Here is a 24,203-nt window from a genome sequence, read left to right as displayed (position 1 = left end):
CCGCCGCATCAGATGGGTTGGATTTCGATTGTGCAATAGATTGGCTGGGGCAGACGGAATGCCTCTGGTGTTTTCCAAACAGCTTGATGTCACGACAATCGAGGCTGGAGATATCACCGTTTGGCTCCGGTCGGGAGATTTGGGCCGGGTTGATTGCGTCACATTGCGTCCTGCAAGCGAGCCCGGCGAGCTTCGAACTTTGCTTCTGATTGGCGATTTCGGCTCAGCTTCAGAAGATCCGCCGGCGCGGGTCGAGGTTACTGGCAACCTCCACGCGCTGGATGAGAGTGCCAATTTTCGTGGCGCATCGGTCGCCGTAACACCTCTTGCGGCAGGACCATCGCTGAAGTTTGCTCAAGTAGTCCCCAAAGAAAACTGGCAGGTGGATCAAGCGGCAAATACAGATTGGCAGAGGCAGGAAAACTGTCCGCAGAATGGGCTTCAACAGATCATCCGCGTGACCTGGAACGGTGGCATCGTGCCCACCTCTGATGTTGCTGACACGCCCAATCATGCGCAGCTCTATCAGGTGACATTACAGACGCCGGACGGCACCGTTCGGACAGTGCAGCCATTCGCGATTGGCGACCTTGCGGACAATGACAACAATCATGATCTTTGTCTGGACGTCGAGGGGGAAGTCCAGTCAGTCTTTTTTCCCGGCGGTCATGTGGTGGACCCCAATCAGGACGCAAACGCTGATAGTGTTGTCACGCTGACAGCACCAATCCCTCTGCCCTGAGCATCCCTTTCGGAACATCAAGTCAACGAGAGATACGAGAATGAAGAGAATTGCTATCACCGGAGCTGCAAGCGGATTGGGACAAGCGCTAGCTCGCAAATATGCCTCTGAGGGCTGGTCTGTGTGTGTTGCAGACATTCAGCAAGAAGCTGGCGAACAGGTCGCCGCTGAATTGCGACAGCGGCACGGGACGGATTGTTTCTTCCAGCAACTCGATGTCACAAGCGAAGATCAATGGCGCGAACTTGTTGATGTCCTTCAAAGCCGATGGTTGGGGCTTGATGCGCTCGTCAACAATGCCGGTGTGGGGGTGAGCGGATCAATCGACAGTTTACTGCCTATGGACTTTCAGTGGGCAGTCGACATCAATCTGATGGGAGTCGTCAAAGGCTGCCATTTCTGTGTTCCCCTGCTGAAACAGTCCAAAGGCAACCTGATCAATATCGCTTCATTGGCCGGGCTCATTCATTTGGGCAATTCGTCCGCCTACAACGTCGCCAAGGCCGGTGTCGTTGCCTTGTCGGAAACGCTATCGCACGAACTGTACCCCGATGGTGTGTCAGTTTCTGTCGTTTGCCCTTCATCTTTCCCAAGTAAGCTGGTCAATTCGATGCGTTCCAGCAACGATGAAGCAGGGGAAACCGCGCAAAGGATGATGGACCAAGCACCAATCTCTGCTGAGGACGTTGCACAGATGACCTACGATCAGGTCATCAAGGGTACGCATGTGATCATCTTAGGTTCTCGCGACAAAGCAATCTGGCGGATGAAGCGCTACCTGCCCGGTATCTACTCGAACTTCATGAAGAAGACCGTTCACAAGTTGATCGCTAAATAGGCACCAAGAAGCGAGCTAATATGCGCGATCGACTACGAGCGTCTTTTGAAGCTCGCGCCTTACAATTTTTCCATTCGCGTTACGCGGTAACGGGGTATCCATGACCCAGATATAGCGCGGCACCTTATACGCGGCGATTTTGGTGCTCAGAAAACTCCGCAATTCGTCAACGTCTGCTTCGGCTTTTGACCCTAAGAATATAGCCGCGCCGACTTCTTCACCTAGCCGCTCATCGGGGACCGAAAAAACGCTGCACTCTAACACATCGGGGAATCTGTAGATTGCCGCCTCAACTTCTGAGCAATAGACGTTTTCGCCACCGCGCAAAACCATGTCTTTGGCTCTATCGACCAGATGGACATAATTGTCAGCATCAATGAACCCTATGTCGCCAGTTCGCAACCAGCCGTCGACAATAGTCTCCTCTGTCGCGTCAGGACGGTTTAGATAGCCCTTGAATACTTGTGCCCCGAAAATACAGATTTCCCCAACTTCGCCGGTCGGCAGATCGGCCCCCGTATTGTCAATCGTTTTCATCTCGCAAACAGGAAGCGCAATCCCTGTTGACGTGGGTTTGGCGACCAAGAAAGGCCCAGACCCAGCTGCTACGACCCCGCTGCTCTCGGTAAGGCCATAGCCTGTCGACGGCGCGATCGTCGTTGTAGCGTGCTCGACGTTATCGATTTTCTCGATCAGATCCGGTGGCACAGCCGCGCCACCACCACCAATGCCCGAGAGCGACGATAAGTCGCAACGCGAGAAATCGGGATGCTGGACCAGCTCCCTGGCCATAGTCGGCACGCCGCTGAAGCTGGTCACTCTCTCTTGCTCGATTAAGCGCAGAGCTTCGCCTGCATCCCATTTGAACATGTGAAGCAATTTGCCACCATTCGCGGTAAGCGAGTGTGCCAGACCATTATTGGCAGTTACGTGGAACAAAGGCGTAGCGAGTATTGCGCAAGGCTGTGGCACATTCGCATCGGATGGGTCAGGAGGCTCAACTCCATTCAATATCGCAGCTGCCCGGCTCTGACTCGCGAAGACAAACTGGTAAGTGAGCAGATGGTTTGCGCAGCCTCTGTGAGTCAGCCGCGCTCCTTTTGGAAAGCCGGTCGTCCCCGAGGTGTAGAAGATGCAGACATCATCGTCAGCGTCGATAGTAACGACTGGCATCTCCGGATCGACCTTGAGCAGATCATTCCAGTCGGTGGCCCAGTCAAAATTGTCTTCAGTCCGGACCTTAACGACAAGGAGGTCGGGTAAGCGCTCGCGGATTGCACTCAGGCGATCCAGCCGCTCCGCATCGCCAATGAGCAATTTGGCGTCGCAGTCTTTCAATCCATATTCCAGCTCTTCAGCGACCCACCAGGCGTTGATCCCGACCGCCACTGCACCGATTGACGCAATTGCCCAGTAGCTAAGCATCCATTCTGGATAATTTCGCATAGCAATGGCAACCCGGTCATGTTGGCCGATACCTTTGGAGACAAGCCAATTGGCGATACGTGCGACCTGGTCGTGCGCCTGGGCATAGGTCCAGCGTTCTTCCCCAAAGACGAGATAGTCACGCTCAGCGAAGTGCTGTGTATCCAGCCAGATATCACGCAGCGAGTTTGCTGCATTAGCCCAGGTCTTCATCTTGCGGCCACGGACTTCTGCACGGGCCAGTTCAAACGGCTGTCCCGGTTCGGTGAGTTCGGATACGACCTCGTTGAGCACGTCTTGCAGTTTCATCAGGGTCAGTCCCTCTTACTTGACCACCAGCATGGCCTCGACGCCGGTGCCATCCAGCAGGGTGTCAACGCTGGCCCGAGCTGCGTGGTCGAGAGAGTGATAGTGTTCGATTGTCCAGCGCAGGCACTTCGCTTGATAGGGGAAGGTCCGCTGCGACCAGGTTGCGCCGTCGATCTGTGCTTCCCAATGCTCGTTTCCGGCCTCAACAGCGCGCGCATTGGCCAATTGGGCCGGTGCATACATCCGGCCGATCTCGTTCAATATGCCACGCAGGCTTTCCGGTTGCTGGTCCAGCCCGATCCAGTCCTCTTCGGAAGGTTCAAGTCCGCTTTGATCGCGCAAGAGTTCGACCCAGGCCACCGCGCGTGGAGAGAGAGTATGCGCGATGGCCCGGGGAGTGGGATCAAAACCCACTAACTGGCTGAGCTGTCCGAAAAGTCCGAAGTCCCCTGCACCTGGACGGCCGCCCAACATGAATTTCTGGTTCGCAAGATGAAGATCCATGGCACCGAGGAAGCGCCGGTAGCTGGCGTCTATCAAGGGCGCGGTGGTGTCGTTAGATCCGACAACATGAAGTCGGCTCACCTGCCGGTCTTTGACCCAGGCTGCCCTCGGCTTGAGCACGTCGTCGGCAAGGCTGACGTCCAGCATAAGTGGAAGCAACAGACCCGCATTGTCCGCGTCCGCTTCAAAGTGCCAACGATAGTGGAACATGTATTTGGTGCACCACTCGTCGGCAAAGTCTTCGATCAAATAGTCAATGAAGGCGAGCGCTGGATCGCTGGGCAGAATGAAGCGCTGAGGATAGAGCGCTTCGAGCTTGCGAATGATAGGTGTGGAATCGCACATCGCCTTTTTTTCGCCGTGCTCGTCAAAAAAGAAGGTCGGCTCGAAAATTGGCTTGGGCTTATCGATGCCTAGCGCATCACAATGCTCAGCGGGGATAGCGCGGGTCACGGCGTAGGGAATTCGCCGATAGCGCAGCACTGCCACCATTTTCTGCGTGTAAGGTGACCCGGCTGCACCTACCAGGCGGATGGGTTCAGCGCTTGTCATTTTCCTCTCCTAGATGGGAGTGGTCCTTACGGAGCCAAGGGAAAAATAAAGGCATCATTTCCGGCCAGAGGCCGATCAACAAATGGCGCGGATCGTTTCCGGCTGTTCCAGCGTGATGAAATGATTGGTGCCTGTTGTCTCGACGATCGAAAGGCCCTCATTGTCTGCCTGGCCGTGCTGCGCGCTGGCAAGCATGCTCTCACGGTCCAAGGTATCGTCTCGCTCGCCAACAACCACCGTCAGCTTGCGATAATTGCTGAAAACTTCGATGCCAATGCTCCGCTGCCATGCGACGATAGAGCGGTAGTTGGTGATGCATGTCGCATAGTTCCGGGCGGTGGAAAAAACTGAACGACAAAGCCGGGTCTTGAGCGGCGTGGTCGGTTTCATCATTGGCATCTCGAGCAACTGCCCGGTCTTGATGTTTCGCATCCGGCCAAATGCAATCGGCATGAAATACGAGTAGATTTGATGGTGCGGTGGGTATGAACCTTTTCCAGCCACACGCGCCTGAGGCAGGACAGGCGCTTCGAGCAGCGCGCTAAAACAGCGATGCTTGGAGCGAACCAGTTCAGGATACTGTCGACCTGCCTCCAACACGACAGCCCCGCCGCGCGAGTGTCCGTGCACCACAACGTCACGGCCGGTTGCAATCCGCTCCAGAACCAATCCGAGATAGAACCCGTCATATTCGATCGTACCAACCCGGAATGGGTTCGTCGGCCAGTTTAGCTCTTCCACAAAATCCATCGGAAATGGGCAATGATAGTTGGCGTTATTGACCAGAATCAACTCGGCATCGTCATTCTCGTAGAGCGCCTGGAAATAGCGCATGTCTTCAAGGAAGCCAGGAAAGCAGACTATCGTGCGTTCGCTTCCATTGAATGCGGGCCGCCAGCCAATATAGGTGTGGCCCACCCTCAACAGATCGCCGCAAAACTCGCCGATATGGATTTGGGGCAAGGAACGCAGACGCCAGTATTCGCGATAAGCATGGAGCGCCAATGCAACGCTCAGGAGAAAGAGGACCCACATCCAAAACACCGCGTCTAAGTCGCCTGTAGCAATTCAACCTGTGTGACCTGCTGGCGCGCGATCGCTCGCCCGCAGAGCCAAAGGTGTACCGACCCCCAAAAGCCGATTAGCGAGAAGTATGCAAGCGCTACGCTAAGAGCGTCACTACCGTATTGCGGCTCTAACAAATCGCTAAGAATTCCAACGAGTAGCGGTCCGAGTCCCATCCCGACAAGGTTGAGAAACAACATCTTTATCGCGGCTGAAACGGCCCGCATATTCACAGGCGATAGCGTCTGCACCATCGCCAAGGTTGGTCCGAAGGCATAATTTCCAGCCAATCCGGGTATGATGAAAAGCAACATTGCGGTCGTCAGATCGTCGGCCAACAAGCCCATGACGAAGAATGGGATCGTTATGAAAGGAACGACCGCAAGCATCCACAGTCCATATTGGAATCCGCGAACAGAAAGGCGATCGAACGCCTTGCCCGCTACCAACGCACCAATTGCTCCCAAGATGCCAAACACTCCGGCCATCACCATGCCGGTTTGCGACTGACTGAGACCGTGCGTTCTGATGAAGAAGGTGGGGAGCCACTGCGTTAAACCGTAGGACATCAGACCCGCAATGACCGAGCCGGCTACGATATGCCGCATGGCCGGATTGGCCCACATGACCTTGGCGGTTGTGAATACTGGCGGCGGGGGCTCCGCCTTTTGGGTTTCAAAGGTGCCTCGCCCCGGTTCTTTGAGAAATTTGGCCATGACCAGGGCGAGCAACACTCCAGGCAAGCCAACCGAAATTAGTGCGATGCGCCAACCGTAATTTTCGGCGATGAGGCCACCTCCGACGAAGCCAAGCATCATTCCAAAGCTTCCGCCCAACATCAGTGTGGCCATCGCGAACCCGCGGCGTCTGGGCGGGAAATAGTCTGCGATTATCGACTGACTAGCAGGGCCGACACCTGCTTCACCCACACCCACACCGATCCGGAAGATCAGCAGGCTAACAAAACCCGCAGCCAACCCGCCAAGCGCCGTCATGATCGAAAAGATCACGATGCTGATGATGATAATCCATTTGCGGTTGAACTGATCGGAAAGCCTCGCGATCGGGATTCCCAAGACAGCGTAGAACAAGGCAAAGGAAATCCCGCCAAGCAAGCCCAATTGTGCATCGCTGATCCCAAATTCCGCTTTGATGTCGGGAAACAGGATCGACAGGATCATTCTGTCGCTGATCGACAAGGTGAAAGCGAGTACCAGAAGGAGCAGCGTCACATTGTGGCCAGCCAGCGGCTTGCTCGCTGTCAAGTCACGAGGCTTCCTTGCCATTGCCACGCTTGAACTCTCGGTGGCGCTCATTCTTGGAATTCCAGCTCGTCATCCTGCAGACCTGCGAGGCGCAATCCAATGAAATCACGGATGTAGTTCTGGTAGTTTTTCCAAGGCAGCCGGTCGCCCTGTTTTGGGAATGTATCGCGAGCACGCAGTACGTAACCTGCATCGAAATCCATCAGGGGAATCTCGCTCACCTCGCCTTTGAGTTTGGGTGTAACGGTTCCATAGCCGTGCTGATCCATTTCTTTCAGCAGGCGGCAAACATAGTTCCCGGTCAGATCTGCTTTCAGCGTCCAGGATGAATTGGTGTATCCGACTGTTACGGCCATGTTTGGGACACCGGTGAACATCATTCCGCGGAAGACGAAGCGCTCCGCGAAATTGATCTCTTCTCCATCAAGATGATATTTGATGCCTCCGGCGAACATTAGATTGAGGCCCGTCGCCAACACCACGATATCGGCATCAAGCTGCTTACCCGATTTGAGCAGGATGCCCGACTCATTGAATCGATCTATATGATCGGTCACCACTTCGGCGCGGCCCTTACGAATTGCTTCAAAAAGATCGCCATCAGGGCTAGCGCAAAGCCGCTGGTCCCAAGGATCGTATTTCGGCGTGAAATGGGTGGCAATGTCGAAGTCTTCCCCCAACTCATCGCGCACGCGTCCGAGCAAAAACTTCCGCAGACCCTCAGGATTCCGGCGCGAAATCTGGTAGAGATAAATCTGGAAAAATACCTGTTTCCAGCGGGTAAGGCGAAAGGCCCAACTTTCTGGGATGAACTTGCGCAGCTTTTTGGCGATAGGCTGCGATCCGGGCACGTTGGCGATGTAGGTGGGTGACCGCTGAAGCATAACCATGCTTGCCGTCTCTTCAGACATTGAAGGCACCAAGGTAACGGCCGTTGCACCGCTTCCGACAACAACGACGCGCTTGCCTTTGTATTCGAGGTTCTCGGGCCAGTGCTGCGCGTGAAAGACCTTGCCGCCAAAGCCCTCAAGGCCATCGAATTCAGGCGTATACGCGTTCTCGTAGTCGTAATAGCCGGTGCAATTGAACACGAACTTACAGGCAAAGCTCACGCTTTCGCCAGTATCGCTCCGCTCCGCCACAACATGCCAGCGCTTCTCAGCCGAAGACCAGTCAGCCGAGATTACCTTGTGATTGTAGCGGATATGCTGATCGACCCCATATTGCGCAGAGGTTTCGCGAATATAATTCAGGATCTTGTGGCCATCGGCGATGGAAGAATCGTCCGTCCACGGTTTGAACCCATAGGCGAAAGTGTACATATCGCTATCAGAACGTATTCCCGGATAACGGAATAGGTCCCAAGTGCCGCCACTGGCACTACGCGTCTCTAGGATCGTGAAGCTTTTGCCGGGGCATTTCATCCGCAGCTGGCAGGCGCCGCCGATGCCCGAAAGCCCCGCTCCGATGATAAGAACATCGGTGTATTCCGGCTTAGTGTTCACAAGCGGCTCAGCGTGCAAAAGTATTGGATGCGTTCGAGGAACTGTACCAGATCGGCGAAGACCAGGCGCGTTCCTGAATGGTCGTTGGAAGATCCTGCCGAGGCGCATAACCGGCTCGCAGCGCATCCCAAGTCGACCAGCGGCAAACCGGGTTCTCGAGAACGCGAACGTAGTAGAAGGCTTCCTGTCCTGCGACAAAGTTCGGGTCGCGCCAGACGGTCTTCAGTTCGCTCGCTCCGACACCCGCGGTTATCGAGCAGTCTTCGAGATTGACGCGCGCTCCATTGTCAGGGCAACGATGAGTTTCTGGATCAACGCTAAGCCCGTCGGAGCACGCGACGTCGTACACCTGCTCGCGGTGCTCACCATTCTCGAGCCACCCCTTGATCACCTGAACACGCTGAAGGCGGGCAGTGTTGGGATCGGCCATTGCCCAAGTGAGGAATGCAGGCGCACGATCGCCGCTTGGCCTCAGGCTCCCGCCCATAGTGACCCCGTTTTCATAAAGGCTGCGCACCAATTCAGGCTGGTCAAGCTGGTCTTCACTCAGATCATAGCTGGCAAAGAAGCGCACTTTGATACGTGTCCCGCTGGTCGCAAAAGTTTCCTTGCGCCGGAGTGCATCATAGATCGCTTCGCGCGTATTCTCTTCGGCCCAAACGCCAGCAATTCCTGAAGCACCCCAATAGTGGTAGCCCGCGAAATCCAGGTAGGAATTGCCCTCGACATCAACGACCATATCATCTGCCGCCATGCTAACCATGGTTCCGTAGAGCCAACTGGCGGGAATCGAGCCTCGCTTCTCGGCGCTATCGTCCATCGCGCCGATCTTACCGAAATAGTTGTCCTCTTGAAGAGAAGCCGCACCCGTGTGCGTATCGCTCGAGCCAATCACCCCAAACTTGTAGGGGTTTCCTCCGCCACGCTCCTGGAGCGCTAGCCCGCGCTGCCAGGCATCACGGACATAGCTGCCAGGGGGATCGCTATCTATCGTCGTGGCGGTCCGATACGGAAAGATCTCAAAACCTGCCCATTCATCGTTCTTTGAAAGCATCGGATGCGTCTCAGACGTCCCTTTCGCTTGCGTGATTTCCACTAGCGGCTCATTGCGCAAGCGTAGGTCTGCATACTCCTGATCGATGGGGGTCCCAGACCAATCCGTAAACATGAACATGGCACCGTTGGAGCCATTGCTGTTGTGTGGAATGGCGAGGCTCTCAACACCTCGGTCCCGCATCATGTCCATCCAGCCCCAAAGTCCCTCGGGATTCATGCTGTTGAGTTTGGTAAACGGCAGAGCGGGCAGTCGCTCGGTGCCCCGGAAGATTACGTTGCGATGAAGTGCTTCACGTTCTGCTGTGGACGAGGTGAACTCATATCCAGCAAATGTGGTAAAGGAACCCGGTCGATAGGCTTCATCAGCAGCCGCAATCGTTTCTTGCCAAGCTGAACTGGTAATATCGTTAAGCTCGTCCTCTCCAACAGTGCCATCTAGCAATGCGCGAACAACGTCAGCAATGAAGTTGCTGAAAACATTGTTTCTGCTGCCAAGATCCAGCAGGCCGCCATCCACCTCCTCGTTGATGTCGTGATAAGGTTGTGAAAGCTCGTATTGCGAAAACTTAGTGCTGGTATCCGCTGCCTCACTGATAAGGCCAAGAAACATGCCGTGGTCAGTAACGGCATAGAAATCGAGCGGTTGGGCGAGCTGAACTTCGAACCCGCCGGGATGCTGGATTGCCTCACCCTGGGCATAGCGATATGCATCTCCGGGCGAGGCCGTTGTTCCAAAAGCGACAGCATCAAACGATTGAGCTGTGTGAACATGTAGATCGCCAAAATAGGCATTGCGATTAGGATTGGGTGCCGGACGGTCTTCGGTGCTGGCTGCGGGTCCCGAAAGGTCGAGTATCTCATCATCAGCCTCGATGAGTGTATTTGTTGATCGGTAGTAATCACGCGCTTCGTCACGCTTCTCGTCAAGTTCAGAACTGCCTGAACAAGCTGCTGTAAGAGCAAGAATTGCAATGAGCGTAACGCGAGAAATCATCAAATCCCTTCCTTCGTTCTTTGCCTGATCCCATCGCCTGAGCAACGCAAATTACCGCAGGTAAATCGCGCTTAGGGACAATATGGCAAACTCTTGTAGGACGATTTGGTCATGACGAAGGATCATTAACGGCCAAGTTCAGTTTCAGAGTGCGCCTATCTATGACCGGCAAGACTAAGATGATGTACCGAAACGCTGCCCAACCTGACCCGCTAGAGGCGCACATGGTGGGCTCGCTGGCGATGTTCTACACCAGCATTGGAAGCGGAAAAGAAGGGGGTGGCCTCGTTCCTCGAAAAACGTCCAGCGGATCACACCGACACCGTCAAGAATGACATGCCTGACGTTTACCATTGGTGGGAGCAATCAAACAGTCGGATCTAGCCAGATGGGGCTTGTCCATGCGCGTTCACGGATCGTAGCCGGCACGCGAGGATCGGGATCGCGGCCAAGCCGGATCGCATCATAACTCGACCAGCGACAAGTGGGATTCATGATGACACGCACATAGTAGAATGCGTTTTGTTCCGGATCATAGTCAGGGTCACGCCAGATCGTTTTTAGCTCATTGGCACCAGAATGCGTGCTGTATTTGCAGGTCTCAAGATCAACGGTAGCTCCATTATCGGGGCAGCGGGACGTTGCAGGGTCGACCTGCAATCCGTCGGCACAGGCAATATCAACCACCTTTTCATGCGTCTCACCATCCTCGTCGATCCAGCCCTTCACCATTTGAACGCGCTGCAATGGCGCATCCATCGGATCGCGCGTCGCCCAAACAAAGAAACCGGGTGACGTTGTGCGCGATGCGTCCGGGTTGAGCACCCCGCCCATTGGCACCCCGCGAGCGCGCAAAGTCCGCTCGGGATTGAGGCCATCCATAATGCCATCACCAACACCCCAGCTTGCAAAGAAGCGCACGGCCATTCGCGGACCAGATGTCGCATAAGTCTCGCGCCGCGCAAGCGCGTCAAAGATAGCTTCGCGGGTGTTTTCAGGTGCCCAAACTGCAGCCAATCCGCCCGGTGTATTGAAACGGACTGAGGACTTGAATGCCGGGACCTCCCCGCGATCTTCTCTCAATCTCCGATATGCAGAGGAGTTAATCGCCCCCGCTGATCCGGGGAAATCCCACTCCTCTACATCGCCCGGGTTCGAATTGTGGCTGTCCGTCGCGGCGACAAAGCCGGATTGGAGCGGGTTGAAGCCAAATTCACGGTCGAGTTCCAGCCCGACCTTTAAGCCCTGACGCACAAATCCCGTCTGAAATGCGCACCCCGTTAGTTCGCCCGGATCGCACGGGTCAAACACCTGTTCAAACGCGCATTCTTCATCGGTCGCGCCCACACCCAGCGCGCATTCCTGCGCACCTTTGATCTGAAAAATCTCGGCCAAGGGCTCGCGCCGCTGGCGTATCCGCCAATCGTCCTTTGTGTATTCTTTCCCGTCCCAGGTGAAACGCGAATACATGAGACCCCAAGACTTGTTGGGATTGTGAGGGATCGTCAGAAAATCACAACCTTCTCCGCACCCTGCTTCGAGCCCTCTCCAAAGCTCAATGGCATTCGGGACATCAAGGCTCGAAAGCGCTCTCTCGGGAACGACGTTGGAACGAAATATGACATTGCGGTGGTGCTTACCCTGATCGGGGAGAGGCGGTGAATATTCGTATGCTATTAGCGTGGTTAGGCGACCCGGTTCGTAATATCTGTCGGCCAATTCGGCAAAGCGCGCCCAGTCGCTGAGGGCATTTTCCGCGCAGCGTTCCGACGCGTCGTCGGCAAAGCGGCAAGTCGGAAAAGCGCCGGGCTCGAGCGGTTCTCTGGTCTCGTTTTGGTAGACGCCAGCTGGCTTTGAAGTGTCTCCCAGTTCCGGCTCAGGGCGAGGCACCAAGAGCTGGAAAATCCCCGGATTAGGCTCATTAGCAATCGCGCAGGCCAAACTCTCGCGCCAAGATAAATCGTCATCTGAACAATGGGTTCGCGTGCCAAAACCTTCAGCGTGATCTGTGATCGCTACAAAATCGAGCGGTCGACTGAGCTGCATGACCTCGCCACTTGGGCTTTGTAAAGGCTCACCCTTGGCAAAGCGATAGGCGTCTTCAACGCCCAGCGTGGTGCCAAAAAGGGTCGCATCGAAGCTCTCAGCGGTGTGAACGTGCAGCTCACCCCAGTATAGGTTACCATCGGGATTTGCCGGCTGCGGGTCACCCGCAGGCTGCGGATTTGGCAAATCGAGCCTGCTATTGTCCTGCAATGCATAATCGCGTGGAGCAGTATCAGGCCCGACTCGATCGGCTATCGCTTGGAGAGGGAGGACGAACCTGAATACCACAAAACCGATTGCGACGAGCAACAGCAGCGAAATGCCCAATCCAATCTTTTTCAGCATTCGTCCTTCTCCCCTTCTTTTTAAGGCCTACTAGGTTCTGCAGTTCCTAGAAATCGAAGCGCACAGTCGCGCCGTACGTCCGGGGAGGTGCGAGGAAGAACGCGCGTGAACCTCCAAACGGCTGGATCGGCGATATGAAGGTAGCGTATTCGTCATCGGTCAGATTCTTGGCCCAAACAGAAACGTTGAAAGTACCATTGCGCCAACCCAACCGGGCGTTGACGACATTGCGATCCTGGACCGTAATAGCGGGATCAGAACCATTGCTCGAGGCGGCATCGTGATCGCTCATATACTGATAGTCAGCGCGCAAATAGACATCGCCATCACCCAATGGGGCCGTCAGTGTCCCGCCGAGGTTTACTGTCCATTCGGCAGTTGAGGTCAGTTGGGTGCCTGCCCGTGGCCCCTCAACCACATCAAACTCGTTCATAAACAGAACACCGGCATCGAGCACCAGATTGTCGATTGGCGCAAACTGAGCCTGCACATCCACGCCCGAAACTTCGACTTTACCGTCATTGCTTACGAACGTGCCGCCTTGCGGGAGCCCAAGCTGGAACTGATAATCGGTAATCTCCGAATAGAAGATCGCAGCATTGAGCCGCGCCCGATTGTCGAGAAATGTTGACTTTGCCCCCACTTCGTAACTGGTGGTGTGCTCATCATCGAACTCGCGCTGGTCGGGCGTGCCATTCACCCCGTTGAAGTTGCCTGACTTGGTTCCAGTGGTGACGCTACCATAAACGATCGTGTCTGGCGCAACGTCAAAAACCACTTTCGCAAGCCAGTCGACATTGGTCGTCGAGCGCGAGAGCTGCGCGTCAATAGCTTGAGCGAAGCGATCTATAAACGGGGTCGCGCCAAATTGCACTACAGCTGGAGCAGTGGAGATACTCTGAGCGAACAGATCGGCGTCGCGGTCTTCAACAGTAAGGCGCAGCCCGCCCGTTAGATGCACATTGTCACCGATGTGCCACGTCAGCTGACCAAAACCGGCAAAAGTATCACTATCCCAGATTCCTCGACCAATCAGAGCGTCACCCGGGCGAGCGATCGCGCCGACCTGTGGTCCGAGCAACTGTGTGGCGATTGGCAGGAAGTCCGCCCCAAGCTGGAAACCTGGAAGCGAAGCATCCCCGCTTTGAACTCTCTGATTGTAGTAGAACAAGCCAGCCAGAAGATCGAAGTTGTCGCCCAGGTTCACATCGAAGCGGAGTTCCTGCGAGAAACTGTCACCCGAATTGAACTCGGGCGCCTGACGGAAAATGTCGAGCTGGCTACGGTCTTGGTCAATGGTCTGCCTATACTCATACTCGTTATAGGCAGTAATGGAGGTGATCGAGCCCCAATCCGTCTCAAGCTCTATATGTATTGTCGCCGAGTCAGAGCTAAGCTGGAAAACACCCTCTCTGTCGGTCGCAACAGTGAAGTCATACGGATCATTCGGGATAGTCGCCCCAACCGCGCCGCGTTGCGCAAGGAGTGCCAGTGCTGCCGGACCCTGCGTCGCGTCGGGAACACAGCAATTGGTGTCGCGCTCGACATGGGTGTAGCCGAAAAGGAAACTGAGCCGGTCCGTCGGCTGCCAAAGCAGCTTTGCCTGAACATTCCAGTCATCAGCGGTATTGCCATCAGCACCACTGAAATTTTCGATATATCCGTCGCGCTTGTTAATGTTCCCCGAAACACGGACAGCCAAGGTGTCGCCGATGGGGGTCGATGCAGAAAGCGTCACATTACGCAGATCGTAATTGCCAATCGTGCCCTCAACATAGCCCTCGGCTTCGGTAAGGCTGGGACGCTTGGTAATGACACTGACCGCACCTGCGTTGGTGTTCTTACCGTAAAGCGTTCCCTGCGGTCCTTGAAGCACTTCGATGCGTTGGATGTCGGTAAGATCAGAGGTCGCCAATCCGGTGCGCCCGATGAACACGCCGTCGACGAATACGCCTACAGAGGCCTCCAGCGCCGGGTCACTCTGCGCGGTGCCTATGCCGCGGATAGAAAGCCTGGTTTCGAATGGGCTACTGATTTGCAGTTGGCCAAGGCTGGGCGTCAGAACCGCGATATCGGCGGTATCCTTAATGCCTGTTTCCTGAATCAGTTCTTCGGAAAATGCAGTGACAGCAACCGGCACCGATTGAAGGTTTTCCTCGCGTTTGGTCGCAGTGACCACGATCACGTCCAGACCGCCAGTCTGACTTTCATCGCCTTCGGTATCCTGCGCGTAAGCCGCTGAACTCATCCCGCCAATTGCCAAGGCCAACACCGAAGCGGTAGACGCAACTCTCCCTACAAACATCCGAAATCTCCCTATCCCAGTTATTGGTTTTGCAAGAACTGTAAGCCCACGAAAACCAAATCAGGGGATCATTTGCGGACAATTTGATTGGCCAGAAACCTAGATTGTCGAGCCAGCAACTGCTCATCAAGCCAGTGTCATACTGATACAGTATTCAAGACGTGTCCGGCTATAAGGCCACAATGGGAAAGGGCACCGGCCATGTAAACCAATGCCCCAACAGCAACCAGAAACTCGAACCCGTGTGTCACGGCAATCACAAATTCTTCTCGGTGTGAATAAAATATCACGTCATATTCATTGTCCGCCGCCTTCTGCTTCAAATGCCCATCTCGCGGGCTAATTGTCTGCAAGCCTCCTCGAAAGCCCGCCCAATTGCGTCGGACAATCCCTGCCCCTTCTCGATGCACTTGCCTTTTTCATGATTGAGCGATCCGGCAGAGTGTTGCCGCACTTCATTCTTCATGGGAGCCTTCTCCACGATACCAGATGCAGGTTAGTTGTTGCCTTCGGACTGTGCCCAATCGAATCATGATTAGAGCCCGTCGCTCGATTGAGTGATTTCGTCGGAATTCGCGGGAGCGAGAATGCAACACCATCGCGGCCGATGGTGAGATCTGGGAAAATCTCGTCCGCTCGGCGAACGACGACAGAATGCTGTCGCGCTGACTCCAGGTGACAGTCGACCCAACGGCCAAAAGCCCAAGTAAGACAAGTAAAGTTCTTTTCATGATCCTTCCGCGGGCAAGAGGATAGGGCATCAACGACGGGTTGTTCGGATCATTTACGGTCAATTTTTCTTTTTATTTTTCTGATGTTTATAGGGCATTTTGGGTTACAATCGTTCAACTGAAATTCAGGATTCCTCGTTCATCTCGGCCCAAGCAACTTAGGATTTTAACTATGCGAATCTCGACGTTCATTCCCATTTCCATGACAGCAATAATCTTGGCAGCCACTGCGAATGCGCAGGACAATCGCAGCCTCGTTCGTGAGAACTTCCAACAGGCCGACGCCAACGATGATGACAAACTCTCCAGGTCGGAGTTTCGTGTGTTCATCAATGAGAATGCGAAGGATGAAATCGGACGCGCCTCAACCGTCAAGCGGTTCGGAGCCTATGACAGGGCATTCGCCAGACTGGATGCAAACGAAGACGGTTTTGTTACCACAGCGGAAATGCGCAGTGCACGTAGTAATAGGTGACTAGCCCGCTTGTCTCTTCCCTCAAGCTGATATCGTACAGACCGACATACCGGATGTGCGCGGTTGACACAGATCATCCCGTACTATTGCGTCAGTCGAACATCTCGCAGGCGGAATTCAGAGTTGTAACCGAGCCAGGCAAGTCTTCCGCAGCCAATCCCGCGCTACTTTGCGCCAGCAAATCGCCCAGCACCTGAGCATTGGCAGGTGTCATGTCGCCATCGCTAACTGCTGTCTCGATGGCGTCTGCGGCTTGCGAGATCAGGAAGTTGATCTGGCGTATATCAGTGCTGATGGCCGCGCTGTGGGTTGCCTGGTCCAAGTTGCGGGCATTGGCAGCACGCGCTTCGGCTGCACAGATCGCGTCGCGTGCCAAAAGGTCAAGGCGGATTGGCTTGAAGCGCGCAATGCCACCGGTAACGTCTTCAGTCAGCTCGGGATAGAAGGCTTTGCCGACAGCTCGCCTAAGCGGAGAATGGCCAACATAGATACTGCCGTCAGCGGCCACCACACTCATAGCCAGCGAATCCTCCCGCCCCGGAGCAAAATAGCGCAGCTTGCCGGTCTGACGATCCAACAGCCCCATTCCGACATGCAACATTATCGGAGAACCAAAGATCGATTTCCCGCCGCCTATCATGACCACCACGCCATTTGCGGTCGCGGTGGCGGTCAAGCCATTGATCTGCACGTCGACATTGGCCCAGCCATCAAAGCCATTGAGCTCAGCAGTCCAGTTTAGGGTTCCGTGATCGCCGTGATCGATCAGCTGGAATACGTCACCAGCTGTGATGGCGTAGATCTCATTGTTGTCCGGAGCGACGGTAATTGAGCCTACAAGGGGCTCACCCACATTAACCCGCCAGATTTCGTTTAGCTGATGATCTAGCGCGATAACATTTCCGTCATTGTCAGCCTCATAGACTCGTGCGCCATCAGCACTGAGTGCCGGAGTTGCACCAGTGCCTCCTTGAAAGGTCTTACGGTTCAATACGTTGAATTCAAAACCGCCATTGCCCTCATCAACCAGATTCAACGCATAGAGGGCGCCTATCTCTGATCGACCATCTTCGGTTCCATCTTCTGCGTCGGGTGCTGTGGCCGCAATATAGATGCGACTGGAATCCGGATCGATGCTGAAATAGTTGGTGACGACCCCGCCCCCTCCATAGAGGTGATTCACCGCAGCAGAGAACAAGCCACGCCCATCTGCCGTCTTACCAAAGGCCTCATCCATCAGCGGATCGACTCTGTCTACCACTAAGCTCGGCACGCGGGTGCCCCTGCTGCTTATCGCCGGTGCCCCCGGAATTTGGCCAGTAGCTATCAAGTCACCGGTCTTGCGGCTAAAAGCATAAAGCCCTCCCGCTTTAGTAACGGTAATGAGCGAATCCGTTGCAGGGTGATAATTGAAGTTCTGAAATTTGGTTGTGTCTGGATCCTCAGCCTCCGCAATTTGAAGACCTGTGGCTTTGTTCCAGATGACTGTACCGTCCTGTCGCACTGCCATGACGCGTTCGGGACCCGCAAGATAGATGATTTGTGCCCCGGGATTGTCTGGATCATTGAGAATAATCGGGCCGCCGACCGACATTTCGCCGGTCTCCGGTATTGCCCACCGCCGTTCGCCGGTCTTGGCATCAATCGCGACCAGATCCACGCGTTCGCCGTGATAGAAATTTGGACTGAAATAGAGATTGCCCTGATTATCCAGCAAAGGACCGCTTCCTACGAAGTATGCGGGCTCCGCCACCCAATCGAGCTCGTACATTGGAGCAGCAACGCCCCAAATGCTGTCTCCATTGCCAACATCGACGTGGATTGCGTGCCAGGTCGTGGGTTCGGGAATGATATCATAACCGTATTGCCCCGCTGAACGTGCCCCCACAGGCTCCCATTGGGTCTTTGCAGGCGGACCAAACACTTTCGGATCGTGTGGACGGGCCGGGCCAAAAAACATCCAAAGCGCGGCGAGACCTGCCAAACCCAAAACTATCAGGACGATCGCCCTTTTGCTCTTCAACTTGCTCAAAATCATTTGATTCCAGTCCTGACTTGATCGAACACACGCCGGCCTTTCGCGGAGCGAGGGAACTTACACAGCAACGTCACGACGAAAGCCTGATCGTCTTAAGCTGCAACGCGCCATAGAGCATTGTCAGCGCGTAATCCTTAGGCCCGCGCATCCTCTCTCGGAGCACGGTGATCTCGACAACGTGGGAAATCACAAGAAATGCGCCAAGCCACTCAAAAGCCTGAGCGAACGGAATTTGGGACGGCTCCACCACTGCGATCGCAATGAGCACCCAAACGATAGACACGATGACCTTTCCGACTTTCAGGTGCATCATCGGTTCCATCGCAGGCCCCTTCCCCAATTCGATTTTCGCTATCGCTCGACTATCACCATCCCTCGACACTGCATGGAAACATTTTCGGTCAATCTCGGTCTGTCAGTGGGAGAACCGGGCGATTGGCCGAATATGTCCCCATAGATTGGGCCAACATATGGGTAATTTGATCACGCGCCAATGAATGCGGCTGTGCAAAGTTGAGCGGAGTTCACTCGGGAAGAAGGGCGGGTTTGAGAAGCGTTTTATGGATACAGATCATGATCTTAGATTAGTTGGCGTAGGGGCTTCACCCTATACCCGAAAACTGCGCGCTGCGCTCCGGTATCGCCGACTGCCCTTTCGGTTCGTCGTCGCGGGGAGCAAGGAAGCGGCCGCCTTACCTGATCGCCCTTTGCCTCTCGTGCCTTATCTCGTCGCGCCGGACGAAAAAGGACAGCTTTCCCGCGCAATGTCTGACACCACTCCCATTCTAAGTGAACTGGACACGTTGTATCCAGACCGTCCATTGCGACCTCGAGACCCGGCACTGCGCTTTCTGGATCTGCTTATCGAAGATTATGGTGATGAATGGCTCAGCAAGTGTATGTTTCACTATCGCTGGTCCAGATCGCTCGATACCGAACGCGCAAGCGCCTATATCCCTTATACTCGACTGACGCAGATGCAGCGGAGTCAAGCGGAAGTGGCGGCCCAAGCGTTTGCTGAGCGGCAAATTTCGCGCATCGGCGTGGTCGGCTCGAACGAAACAACCGCGCCAGTGATCGAAGCCAGCTGGCGACGGTTTCTAGAAGTCTTCGAGGAGCACATCCAAACGTCACCGTACTTTCTTGGAAATAGGCCCGGCGCTGGCGATCTCGCCTGTTACGGACAAATGACCATGTTGGTGATCACTGATCAAACGCCAGCTGAAGTCGCTTTTGAGGTGTCTCCTAGGGCGTACGCCTGGACTGAGAAGTGCGAGGATTTGAGCGGTCTGGATGTCGCCGAATCCGACTGGGTCGATTTGGACGCATTGTCCGAAACCCTATCGGCTCTGTTTTCGGAGATTGGTCGGGTTCATGTGCCGTTCTTGATTGCGAATGCGGCAGCTATTGAACAGGGCTCGTCAACAGTGTCTTGCGAAGTCGATGGTCAGCTCTGGACGCAGGACTCGTTCGTTTACCAGGCAAAGTGTCTGCGATGGTTGAGGCAAGAATTTGATATCCTCTCCACCAACGACAAAGCACGCGTCGCCAAATGCCTTCGGGGGACCGGCTGCGAAGCTATTTTTGAATAACCTCCCTGGGATTGGACCGAATTCGAACCCGTGGTCAGATTTCCCATATCGGGGACCTGTCGAATGTCTGAGCACTCGGTCCGTAACCTGCATTTGCTCGCCGCTGACAGTTTCCGAGTGCGCGCCATACGCAATTTGAACAGGCGGATTTTCAAACAAGGATATCTGGGGTCAGTTTCGATATCTTCAGGTAGACATAGTGATGAGTGCACAGAGCAATTGCGGCTGCCAATGCCCAATTAATCACGACCGCGAGCTGGATGATATCGGGCGAAGTTTTGAAATAGTGAAGCGGATTCTGGAGCATAAACCGAGCTCAGAGCAGGACGGTTAAGACTCACTTTCCGCTGACTATCCCCCCTGGCCGGAGAAGACCCCCGGAATTCTGGCGGTGCGGCTTAAGCAATAATCCCGGGTGACATAAAACATGCCCATGCAGGCAATCGTTAGCGAACGACTCATAGGAGCGAACTAAGATGATGAAAATCCTGAAATATGGCGCAATCGGCTTGGTTCTTTTGCTAGTGATTGGCGGCTTTGGTCTGCCACACTTGCTCACCGGTTTGGGATTGCACCCGCATTATGACGTGCCAGAAATGGATCTGTCAGGAAAGCGTGCGTTGATCGTCACGACCAGCCAGGCCACCATGGGCGACGGTGGCGAGGCGACCGGCGTGGCCGCTTCAGAAATGACGGCACCTTACTATGCGTTTCTAGACTCCGGCATGGACGTCGATCTCGCGAGCATCCAGGGCGGGCAAATTCCGATAGATCCGTCGACCCTGAGATGGCCGGTCACCTCCGCATCCGACAAAAGATACTTGGAGGACGCACTGTTTCAATCGAAGGTGTCGCGGTCCTATCAGATCGATCAAGTCGATACGACGCAATATGACATTGTCTTCCTCGCCGGTGGCTGGGGCGCTGCTTATGATTTTGGACAGTCGGCCGAACTTGGGGAAAAGGTTGCGATGGCCTACGCGAACGATGCGATCGTTGGCGGCGTTTGTCACGGCCCTTTGGGGTTTTTGCAAGCCTATGGCGAAGATGGAAAGCCGATCGTCGAAGGACGTCGCATTTCCGCGGTGACGGACAAACAGCTTGCCGAACTTGGTATCACCTTCACACCGATGCACCCAGAACGCGATTTGCGGGCGGCAGGTGTGATCTTTGAGGCGGAGTCAAGATTCCGAGACGTATTCGCCAACGCTGTTGTTGTTGATGGACGCATCGTCACTGGACAGAATCAGAATAGCGGCACCGAAACGGCCGTGAAGATGATGCAAGTCCTGGCCGGCGATCTGGTTGCGCGGGATTGAAGAAATTCAAGCTGAACTCCGACCCTACCACGCAAGATCAAAAAAGAGATCCGATCATGCTGAAACTTCACTTTGCCCCAAATTCCCGCGCCGGACGCATTGTCTGGCTCCTCGAAGAGCTCGGGTTGCCCTATGAGATCAATAAGATGTCCTTCCATCCGAAGGATCTGAAATCCGATGAACATCGCGAACGCCACCCGCTCGGGCGGGTACCTGTCTTGGAAGACGGAGATATTTCGATTTTCGAATCTGGCGCAATTGTCGAGTACGTCCTGGAACGCCACAAGAATGGCGGCCTGAAGCCCGCCATCGATGATCCTAGGTTTCCAGAATACCTTCAATGGTTTCACTATTGCGAAGGCATGGTCATGCCGCCCGTGAACACGGTGGTTGTCCATACACTGCTTCTGCCTGAGGATCGCCGCGATGCAAGTGTGCTCGGGCAAGCGCAAAGATTACTCAGCAAAGCGCTAGCGCCGGTCAACGAAGCCCTTGAGGGACGCGATTATTTGATCGGCGACTTCTCCGGAGCTGACATCATGCTTGGTCACGCCTGTTTCATGTCTAATCGGATTGGCTCTGTGAGCGACGAGATGACAAACCTAAAGGCATACGTTGAGCGCATAGCCATGCGTCCCGCTTTTCAAAAAGCCATCACCATGAGCTAGTCCAGCTTTCACGCTTTTTCGGCCGCAACAGGAGAGCAGCATTGATCAACAATACACTCAAAGTCTTGGTACTCCTGCCCGCGCTTCTCTTTACTTTTAACGGTGTGCGCTGGCTGGTAGCACCGAGCGATGTGGCCGCCACTCTTGGTCTTGGCTTGAGTGATGGCCTTGGCCGCTCTTCGCTGATCGGAGATATGTCGGGTTTCTTCCTGACCCTTGGGAGCTGTATGCTTATCGCGCTGATAACGCAAAAGCGCGTCTGGTATTATCCGGCCATAATGCTGCTCGGCATTACCGCCCTGGGCCGCATTGTTGCTTGGCTCGTCCATGATGCTGCCTTGGCCGGTCCACAGATCATGGTTGAACTGGTCGTTGGGTGTATCTTACTGGCCGCCTCGCGCCGCCTGCCTCAGGAGCAGTGAGCCAAGGATGCGCTCTGTCTTTCATCGAGTATTTGGCGTCGGAGTGCTGTGTCTAGGCATTGCAGCCGCTGCGGCATTTGGAGGATCATTCCGAGCGGATGCTGAAGAAGCACCGCCACAGCAGCTTTTGGCAAAGGCGTCTCGTCCCAATATCGTCTTCATTCTCGCTGACGATCTGGGCTATTCAGATCTCGCTCCTTACGGCAGCGAGATCAGCACACCCAATTTGAGTGCGCTTGCGGATGAGGGTGTGATTTTCACCAATTACCACACCGGTCCCAATTGCGCGCCTTCCAGAGCGATGCTCCTTACAGGCGTCGATAGTCATCTGGCAGGTGTCCCGAACATTCCCGAAATGATTGCCCCTGAACAGCGTGCTCAGCCCAACTATGAAGGTGTCCTCGGCGATGATGTGGTCACCGTGGCGACCCTGCTCGAGGATGCTGGCTACAACACCTTCATGGCAGGGAAGTGGCACTTGGGCATGGAGCCGGACAAACTCCCCAGCCGCCGCGGTTTTCAGCGAACCGTCGCCATGATGGATTCAGGGGCCGACAATTGGGAACAGCGCCCATACCTTACCATCTACGATCAAGCCAACTGGTTCGCAGATGGGGAGCGATACACGCTGCCCGAAGATTTCTATTCCTCGCGTTTCCTTGTCGATAGCATGATCGACTTCATCGATAGCGGATCGCAGGATGGTGAGCCTTTCTTTGCTTATCTGCCCTTTATGGCCGTGCACACGCCAGTGCAGGCTCCGCAGGAATTCATCGACCGATACATGGGTGTCTACGACACTGGCTGGGACGCTCTGCGCGAACAGCGTCTGGAGCGAGCGGCTGCCTTGGGTATCTTGCCAGCGGACACGCCAATGGTGCGTATGGAAACAACCGACGACTGGGACGCCCTGAGCGAAGAGGACAGGCGCTACCAAGCAAAACGCATGGCGGTTTATGCCGGTATGATCGAGGCGATGGATTTCCACATCGGCCGCCTGATAGATCACCTCAAGCTGACCGGGCAGTACGACAACACGATTTTCATTGTAACTTCGGACAATGGCAGTGAGGCAAGCGGGCCTGCTGACCCTCGGGGATTCCCGCAAAGACTGGGCCCGGCAAATCTCGACTATAATCTGGATTATGAAACTCTGGGCCTGAAAGGCAGCTTCAGCACAATCGGCCCCAGCTTCGCCAGCGCGTCTGCAAGCCCCTTGGCCTATTACAAGTTTTACGCCGGTGAAGGTGGAATGCGCGTCCCTCTGATCATTGGAGGGGCACCTATCGAACTTGAGCAGCGACTGACCAAGGCATTCGCATGGGCGACTGATATCACCCCGACCATCCTATCGCTTACCGGAGTATCACAGCCCTCTGAGCGCTATGCTGGGCGCCCGGTTCAATCGATCACCGGACGTGACCTGACGCCGGTGATCTCGGGACAGACTGAACGCGCCTATGGGCCTGACGATTGGGTAGGTTATGAACTGACCGACCACGGTGTGCTTTTCCAGGGCGACTACAAACTGGTCGTAAACCAGCCCCCCGTGGGAGATGGCCAATGGCGCCTGTTCAACATCGTGACGGACCCCGGCGAGACCGTGGACCTGGCTGCATCAGAGCCGCAGCGCTTCCAGCGAATGCTGGCCAACTATGAACAATACCGCCGCGACAACAAGGTGGTGCCCGTGCCCGAAGGCTACAGTCAGATGCGGCAAATAGTGCTCAACGCGCTGTTACAGAGCCGGGAGAATATCATAGCCGTCTTGCTGACACTCTTAGCCCTGGTGCCATTCTTTGTCGCCTACAAGATGACTAGGGCGAATAGTGCATTGCCAGTCTCTCGACGCTGATAGCCGCCATTATGTAAAGTTGGCCTACAGGCCATTATCCGCTCGACTTCCCAACCATTCCAAGCATTGCTGTCTCCGACGCTGATGCGCTGGCGCCCCTGCGCAACTCGGCTAAGCCTGACCTTGGTGTGTCCTTTTGTCGGGCTCTGGAT

18 protein-coding genes are annotated in these 24,203 nt (G+C 55.0%); 8 read left to right on the top strand and 10 right to left on the bottom strand.

Features of this window, described 5'->3' with window-relative positions:
* Positions 1-67 precede the first annotated feature (67 nt).
* On the top strand, positions 68-742 hold the full coding sequence (locus tag BQ8290_RS02325) for a hypothetical protein (protein ID WP_337660927.1): 675 nt from the start codon (positions 68-70) through the stop codon (positions 740-742).
* 40 nt (positions 743-782) lie between these two features.
* Positions 783-1,580, top strand: coding sequence for an SDR family oxidoreductase (locus tag BQ8290_RS02320; RefSeq protein ID WP_108787272.1), 798 nt, complete (start codon positions 783-785; stop codon positions 1,578-1,580).
* A 15-nt stretch (positions 1,581-1,595) separates the two neighbouring features.
* Here the strand turns inward: BQ8290_RS02320 and BQ8290_RS02315 are convergent, their stop codons facing one another.
* From BQ8290_RS02315 to BQ8290_RS02275, 8 genes are all read right to left on the bottom strand, one after another.
* Positions 1,596-3,314, bottom strand: coding sequence for an AMP-binding protein (locus tag BQ8290_RS02315; RefSeq protein WP_108787270.1), 1,719 nt, complete (start codon positions 3,312-3,314; stop codon positions 1,596-1,598).
* A 15-nt stretch (positions 3,315-3,329) separates the two neighbouring features.
* Entirely contained in the window at positions 3,330-4,370 is a 1,041-nt protein-coding gene (locus BQ8290_RS02310; RefSeq protein ID WP_108787268.1) for a glutathione S-transferase N-terminal domain-containing protein, read from the bottom strand.
* Between the two features lie 75 nt (positions 4,371-4,445).
* Positions 4,446-5,405, bottom strand: a complete 960-nt coding sequence (locus BQ8290_RS02305; RefSeq protein WP_108787266.1) for an alpha/beta fold hydrolase — start codon at positions 5,403-5,405, stop codon at positions 4,446-4,448.
* 14 nt (positions 5,406-5,419) lie between these two features.
* Positions 5,420-6,700 carry a spinster family MFS transporter gene (locus BQ8290_RS02300; protein ID WP_337660926.1) on the bottom strand — a complete coding sequence of 427 codons (1,281 nt, stop codon included), beginning with the start codon at positions 6,698-6,700 and terminating at the stop codon, positions 5,420-5,422.
* Between the two features lie 47 nt (positions 6,701-6,747).
* Positions 6,748-8,205, bottom strand: coding sequence for a flavin-containing monooxygenase (locus BQ8290_RS02295; protein WP_337660925.1), 1,458 nt, complete (start codon positions 8,203-8,205; stop codon positions 6,748-6,750).
* Between the two features lie 7 nt (positions 8,206-8,212).
* Positions 8,213-10,255, bottom strand: coding sequence for a DUF3604 domain-containing protein (locus BQ8290_RS02290; RefSeq protein WP_108787262.1), 2,043 nt, complete (start codon positions 10,253-10,255; stop codon positions 8,213-8,215).
* A 366-nt stretch (positions 10,256-10,621) separates the two neighbouring features.
* Positions 10,622-12,646 (bottom strand): DUF3604 domain-containing protein, encoded by a 2,025-nt coding sequence (locus BQ8290_RS02280; RefSeq protein ID WP_108787260.1) that lies wholly within the window; start codon positions 12,644-12,646, stop codon positions 10,622-10,624.
* A gap of 46 nt (positions 12,647-12,692) precedes the next feature.
* Positions 12,693-14,951: a TonB-dependent receptor domain-containing protein gene (locus BQ8290_RS02275; RefSeq protein ID WP_108787258.1), complete on the bottom strand. Its 2,259-nt coding sequence runs from the start codon at positions 14,949-14,951 to the stop codon at positions 12,693-12,695.
* Positions 14,952-15,854: 903 nt separating this feature from the next.
* Here BQ8290_RS02275 and BQ8290_RS02270 point away from each other — a divergent pair.
* Complete coding sequence (locus BQ8290_RS02270; RefSeq protein WP_108791779.1) at positions 15,855-16,157, top strand: hypothetical protein; 303 nt, start codon at positions 15,855-15,857, stop codon at positions 16,155-16,157.
* Between the two features lie 91 nt (positions 16,158-16,248).
* Here BQ8290_RS02270 and BQ8290_RS02265 read toward each other — a convergent pair whose 3' ends face one another.
* Together BQ8290_RS02265 and BQ8290_RS02260 are read right to left on the bottom strand one after the other, a co-directional pair.
* A complete protein-coding gene (locus tag BQ8290_RS02265) occupies positions 16,249-18,117 on the bottom strand; it encodes an outer membrane protein assembly factor BamB family protein (protein WP_337661482.1) in 1,869 nt (622 codons plus the stop codon).
* Between the two features lie 148 nt (positions 18,118-18,265).
* Complete coding sequence (locus BQ8290_RS02260; RefSeq protein WP_108787254.1) at positions 18,266-18,517, bottom strand: DUF1145 domain-containing protein; 252 nt, start codon at positions 18,515-18,517, stop codon at positions 18,266-18,268.
* A gap of 238 nt (positions 18,518-18,755) precedes the next feature.
* On the opposite strand from BQ8290_RS02260, the gene BQ8290_RS02255 reads away from it, so the two are divergent.
* From BQ8290_RS02255 to BQ8290_RS02235, 5 genes are all read left to right on the top strand, one after another.
* Positions 18,756-19,787, top strand: a complete 1,032-nt coding sequence (locus tag BQ8290_RS02255) for a glutathione S-transferase N-terminal domain-containing protein (protein ID WP_108791777.1) — start codon at positions 18,756-18,758, stop codon at positions 19,785-19,787.
* A 476-nt stretch (positions 19,788-20,263) separates the two neighbouring features.
* Entirely contained in the window at positions 20,264-21,106 is an 843-nt protein-coding gene (locus BQ8290_RS02250) for a type 1 glutamine amidotransferase domain-containing protein (RefSeq protein ID WP_337660924.1), read from the top strand.
* Between the two features lie 56 nt (positions 21,107-21,162).
* Positions 21,163-21,774, top strand: coding sequence for a glutathione S-transferase N-terminal domain-containing protein (locus BQ8290_RS02245; RefSeq protein WP_108791773.1), 612 nt, complete (start codon positions 21,163-21,165; stop codon positions 21,772-21,774).
* A 41-nt stretch (positions 21,775-21,815) separates the two neighbouring features.
* Positions 21,816-22,196, top strand: a complete 381-nt coding sequence (locus BQ8290_RS02240; protein WP_337660923.1) for a hypothetical protein — start codon at positions 21,816-21,818, stop codon at positions 22,194-22,196.
* A gap of 7 nt (positions 22,197-22,203) precedes the next feature.
* Positions 22,204-24,051 carry a sulfatase-like hydrolase/transferase gene (locus BQ8290_RS02235; protein WP_108787252.1) on the top strand — a complete coding sequence of 616 codons (1,848 nt, stop codon included), beginning with the start codon at positions 22,204-22,206 and terminating at the stop codon, positions 24,049-24,051.
* Positions 24,052-24,203 lie beyond the last annotated feature (152 nt).

It is taken from the genome of Erythrobacter sp. Alg231-14, from assembly GCF_900149685.1.
GTDB lineage: Bacteria > Pseudomonadota > Alphaproteobacteria > Sphingomonadales > Sphingomonadaceae > Erythrobacter.
The sequence above is the reverse complement of the archived record's forward strand: the minus strand, read 5'-3'. Positions and strand labels throughout refer to the sequence as shown.